The sequence below is a fragment of the Marinobacter sp. BW6 genome (assembly GCF_008107725.1).
Classification (GTDB): Bacteria; Pseudomonadota; Gammaproteobacteria; order Pseudomonadales; family Oleiphilaceae; genus Marinobacter.
Genome location: NZ_VIRN01000052.1, coordinates 1 through 5477, shown reverse-complemented (window position 1 = coordinate 5477; position 5477 = coordinate 1). Strand labels below are relative to the sequence as shown.

Annotated in this window: 2 tRNA genes and 3 rRNA genes; all 5 read left to right on the top strand. The window is 53.1% G+C overall.

Annotated elements, in window-relative coordinates:
* Positions 1-190: 190 nt before the first annotated feature.
* A 16S ribosomal RNA gene (locus tag FMN52_RS04735) occupies positions 191-1730 on the top strand.
* 90 nt (positions 1731-1820) lie between these two features.
* Positions 1821-1897: transfer RNA gene (locus FMN52_RS04730), tRNA-Ile, on the top strand.
* 97 nt (positions 1898-1994) lie between these two features.
* Positions 1995-2070: transfer RNA gene (locus tag FMN52_RS04725), tRNA-Ala, on the top strand.
* Positions 2071-2365: 295 nt separating this feature from the next.
* A 23S ribosomal RNA gene (locus tag FMN52_RS04720) occupies positions 2366-5257 on the top strand.
* Between the two features lie 98 nt (positions 5258-5355).
* Positions 5356-5470, top strand: a 5S ribosomal RNA gene (gene rrf, locus FMN52_RS04715).
* The 16S, 23S and 5S rRNA genes sit together here with 2 tRNA genes alongside, the layout of an rRNA operon.
* The last annotated feature ends 7 nt before the right edge of the window (positions 5471-5477 follow it).

Here is a 5477-nt window from a genome sequence, read left to right as displayed (position 1 = left end):
GGCGGCGGAACGATGTAGAATACGCCACCTTGATTGAGCAACAGCTCAAACGCTCTTTAAAAAGTTGACCAAGTAATTCGTGTGGGCGCTGGCCGAGGTATTTCGGATACGAAATATCAGGACAGTGACTCGTCGAAATTGAGTTTTGTCTTGAGCAAGAATAGAGAATCTTCGGATTCTTGTATGATTTAAACTGAAGAGTTTGATCATGGCTCAGATTGAACGCTGGCGGCAGGCTTAACACATGCAAGTCGAGCGGTAACAGATCTAGCTTGCTAGATGCTGACGAGCGGCGGACGGGTGAGTAATGCATAGGAAACTGCCCAGTAGTGGGGGATAGCCCGGGGAAACCCGGATTAATACCGCGTACGCCCTTCGGGGGAAAGCAGGGGATCTTCGGACCTTGCGCTATTGGATGTGCCTATGTCGGATTAGCTAGTTGGTGGGGTAAAGGCCTACCAAGGCGACGATCCGTAGCTGGTCTGAGAGGATGATCAGCCACATCGGGACTGAGACACGGCCCGAACTCCTACGGGAGGCAGCAGTGGGGAATATTGGACAATGGGGGCAACCCTGATCCAGCCATGCCGCGTGTGTGAAGAAGGCTTTCGGGTTGTAAAGCACTTTCAGTGAGGAGGAAAAGTTGGTCACTAATATTGGCCAGCCTTGACGTTACTCACAGAAGAAGCACCGGCTAACTCCGTGCCAGCAGCCGCGGTAATACGGAGGGTGCAAGCGTTAATCGGAATTACTGGGCGTAAAGCGCGCGTAGGTGGTTTGATAAGCGAGATGTGAAAGCCCCGGGCTTAACCTGGGAACGGCATTTCGAACTGTCAGGCTAGAGTATGGTAGAGGGTAGTGGAATTTCCTGTGTAGCGGTGAAATGCGTAGATATAGGAAGGAACACCAGTGGCGAAGGCGGCTACCTGGACCAATACTGACACTGAGGTGCGAAAGCGTGGGGAGCAAACAGGATTAGATACCCTGGTAGTCCACGCCGTAAACGATGTCTACTAGCCGTTGGGACTCTTGAAGTCTTAGTGGCGCAGCTAACGCACTAAGTAGACCGCCTGGGGAGTACGGCCGCAAGGTTAAAACTCAAATGAATTGACGGGGGCCCGCACAAGCGGTGGAGCATGTGGTTTAATTCGACGCAACGCGAAGAACCTTACCTGGCCTTGACATGCAGAGAACTTTCCAGAGATGGATTGGTGCCTTCGGGAACTCTGACACAGGTGCTGCATGGCCGTCGTCAGCTCGTGTCGTGAGATGTTGGGTTAAGTCCCGTAACGAGCGCAACCCCTATCCCTAGTTGCTAGCAGTTCGGCTGAGAACTCTAGGGAGACTGCCGGTGACAAACCGGAGGAAGGTGGGGATGACGTCAGGTCATCATGGCCCTTACGGCCAGGGCTACACACGTGCTACAATGGTGCGCACAGAGGGCTGCAAACCCGCGAGGGGGAGCCAATCTCACAAAACGCATCGTAGTCCGGATCGCAGTCTGCAACTCGACTGCGTGAAGTCGGAATCGCTAGTAATCGTGAATCAGAATGTCACGGTGAATACGTTCCCGGGCCTTGTACACACCGCCCGTCACACCATGGGAGTGGATTGCACCAGAAGTGGTTAGTCTAACCTTCGGGAGGACGATCACCACGGTGTGGTTCATGACTGGGGTGAAGTCGTAACAAGGTAGCCGTAGGGGAACCTGCGGCTGGATCACCTCCTTAAACGAAGCCGAAAGCTTCGGTCAGAGTCCACACGAATTACTTGGTTGGCTAATAAAGAGAGCAGATGGGTCTTTGCAGGCCCGTGTTTTTGGGTCTGTAGCTCAGGTGGTTAGAGCGCACCCCTGATAAGGGTGAGGTCGGTGGTTCAAGTCCACCCAGACCCACCAGAATTGTCCAGCTCGTCGTTGTGTCCGGACTTGCATAGCAGGCTATGCGGCGCCCGAACACGCCTAGATCTGAACAATTCTTGTAGATAGCTTTCATGGGGCTATAGCTCAGCTGGGAGAGCGCCTGCCTTGCACGCAGGAGGTCGGCAGTTCGATCCTGCCTAGCTCCACCAAATAACTGGCTAACTTCGGTTGGCAGTGTACAGAAACGAATGTTTCATGTTGATGAAGCCTTCCTTTCTGATCACTGGGTCAGATTTGCTCTTTAACAAATTGGACGAGATAGAACACGATTGATGGATTCCATTATCTCCGGAATTCATTGATCAGAGTGATAACGATTTCAAGCGTTATCCGGTGTTGTCGTTGAAGTGGTTGTTATATCGCTTCAAGGAACTGTCTCCACTTATTGATGCCCTGGTTTACCAGGTTATCGATGAATGGAACACAGTTGTCTTGGGGTTATATAGTCAAGCAACTAAGCGCATACGGTGGATGCCTTGGCAGTCAGAGGCGATGAAAGACGTGGAAGCCTGCGATAAGGTTCGGGGAGCTGGCAAACGAGCTGTGATCCGGACATTTCTGAATGGGGAAACCCACCGACTTTCGGGTCGGTATCTTGCACTGAATACATAGGTGTAAGAGGCGAACCGGGGGAACTGAAACATCTAAGTACCCCGAGGAAAAGAAATCAACCGAGATTCCCTAAGTAGCGGCGAGCGAACGGGGATTAGCCCTTAAGCTAAACAACTGGTAGGAGAAGGCTCTGGAAAGTGCCGCCATAGTGGGTGATAGCCCCGTATCCGAAACCTGAGTTTAGTGAAATCGAGTAGGACGGGACACGTGATATCCTGTCTGAACATGGGGGGACCATCCTCCAAGGCTAAATACTCCTGACTGACCGATAGTGAACCAGTACCGTGAGGGAAAGGCGAAAAGAACCCCTGTGAGGGGAGTGAAATAGATCCTGAAACCGTATGCGTACAAGCAGTCGGAGCGGACTTGTTCCGTGACGGCGTACCTTTTGTATAATGGGTCAGCGACTTATGTTCAGTGGCGAGGTTAACCGTTTAGGGGAGCCGTAGGGAAACCGAGTCTGAATAGGGCGATTTAGTCGCTGGGCATAGACCCGAAACCGGGCGATCTATCCATGAGCAGGTTGAAGGTTGAGTAACATCAACTGGAGGACCGAACCCACTGTCGTTGAAAAGCCAGGGGATGACTTGTGGATCGGAGTGAAAGGCTAATCAAGCCCGGAGATAGCTGGTTCTCCCCGAAAGCTATTTAGGTAGCGCCTCGGACGAATACCACAGGGGGTAGAGCACTGTTTCGGCTAGGGGGTCATCCCGACTTACCAACCCGATGCAAACTCCGAATACCTGTGAGTACTATCCGGGAGACACACGGCGGGTGCTAACGTCCGTCGTGAAGAGGGAAACAACCCAGACCGCCAGCTAAGGTCCCCAAGTACCAGTTAAGTGGGAAACGATGTGGGAAGGCTCAGACAGCTAGGAGGTTGGCTTAGAAGCAGCCATCCTTTAAAGAAAGCGTAATAGCTCACTAGTCGAGTCGGCCTGCGCGGAAGATGTAACGGGGCTCAAACTGGTCACCGAAGCTGCGGCTGCATACTTTGTATGCGGGGTAGGGGAGCGTTCTGTAAGCCTGCGAAGGTGAGTTGAGAAGCTTGCTGGAGGTATCAGAAGTGCGAATGCTGACATGAGTAACGACAATGCGGGTGAAAAACCCGCACGCCGGAAGACCAAGGGTTCCTGCGCAACGCTAATCGGCGCAGGGTGAGTCGGCCCCTAAGGCGAGACCGAAAGGTGTAGTCGATGGGAAACGGGTTAATATTCCCGTACCTTGGATAGCTGCGATGGAGAGACGGAGAAGGCTAGGTGAGCCGGGCGACGGTTGTCCCGGTTTAAGCGAGTAGGGAGTGGACTTAGGCAAATCCGGGTCCACAATCTCGAGACGCGACGACGACTGCTCTTAGAGCGGGAAGTCATTGATGCCATGCTTCCAGGAAAATCTTCTAAGCTTCAGGCTATTCGAGACCGTACCCCAAACCGACACAGGTGGTCAGGTAGAGAATACCAAGGCGCTTGAGAGAACTCGGGTAAAGGAACTAGGCAAAATGGTGCCGTAACTTCGGGAGAAGGCACGCTGGTGTTAGGTGATACCCCTGCGGGTGGAGCTGAAGCCAGTCGAAGATACCAGGCCCCTGCGACTGTTTATTAAAAACACAGCACTGTGCAAACACGAAAGTGGACGTATACGGTGTGACGCCTGCCCGGTGCCGGAAGGTTAATTGATGGGGTTAGCGCTTGCGCGAAGCTCTTGATCGAAGCCCCGGTAAACGGCGGCCGTAACTATAACGGTCCTAAGGTAGCGAAATTCCTTGTCGGGTAAGTTCCGACCTGCACGAATGGCGTAACGATGGGGGCGCTGTCTCTACCCGAGACTCAGTGAAATTGAAATCGCCGTGAAGATGCGGTGTATCCGCGGCTAGACGGAAAGACCCCGTGAACCTTTACTATAGCTTCACAGTGAACTTTGAGCATGTTTGTGTAGGATAGCTGGGAGGCTTTGAAGTGGGAACGCCAGTTCTCATGGAGCCAACCTTGAAATACCAGCCTGACATGTTTGAGGTTCTAACTTGGACCCCTTATCGGGGTTGAGGACACTGTGTGGTGGGTAGTTTGACTGGGGCGGTCTCCTCCCAAAGCGTAACGGAGGAGCACAAAGGTGGGCTAAGCATGGTCGGACATCATGCGGTTAGTGTAATGGCACAAGCCCGCTTAACTGCGAGACAGACACGTCGAGCAGGTACGAAAGTAGGTCATAGTGATCCGGTGGTTCTGTATGGAAGGGCCATCGCTCAACGGATAAAAGGTACTCCGGGGATAACAGGCTGATACCGCCCAAGAGTTCACATCGACGGCGGTGTTTGGCACCTCGATGTCGGCTCATCACATCCTGGGGCTGAAGCCGGTCCCAAGGGTATGGCTGTTCGCCATTTAAAGTGGTACGCGAGCTGGGTTTAGAACGTCGTGAGACAGTTCGGTCCCTATCTGCCGTGGACGTTGGAGATTTGAGGAAAGCTGCTCCTAGTACGAGAGGACCGGAGTGGACGAACCTCTGGTGTTCGGGTTGTCACGCCAGTGGCATTGCCCGGTAGCTATGTTCGGATAGGATAACCGCTGAAAGCATCTAAGCGGGAAGCCCCTTCCAAGATGAGATCTCCCTGGACCCTTGAGGTCCCTGAAGAGCCGTTCAAGACCAGGACGTTGATAGGTCGGGTGTGTAAGCGCTGCGAGGCGTTGAGCTAACCGATACTAATTGCTCGTGCGGCTTGACTATATAACACCCAAGACAATTGCGGATAACGCAGAGCCTAAAGGCTCAAACGAAATCAATACCACTCGTTCCATCTCGTCCCCCAGTGATCAACCGTTTTGCCTGACGACCATAGCGGTCTGGAACCACCTGATCCCATCCCGAACTCAGAAGTGAAACAGACCAGCGCCGATGGTAGTGTGGCGTTGCCCATGTGAGAGTAGGTCATCGTCAGGCGCCTAAT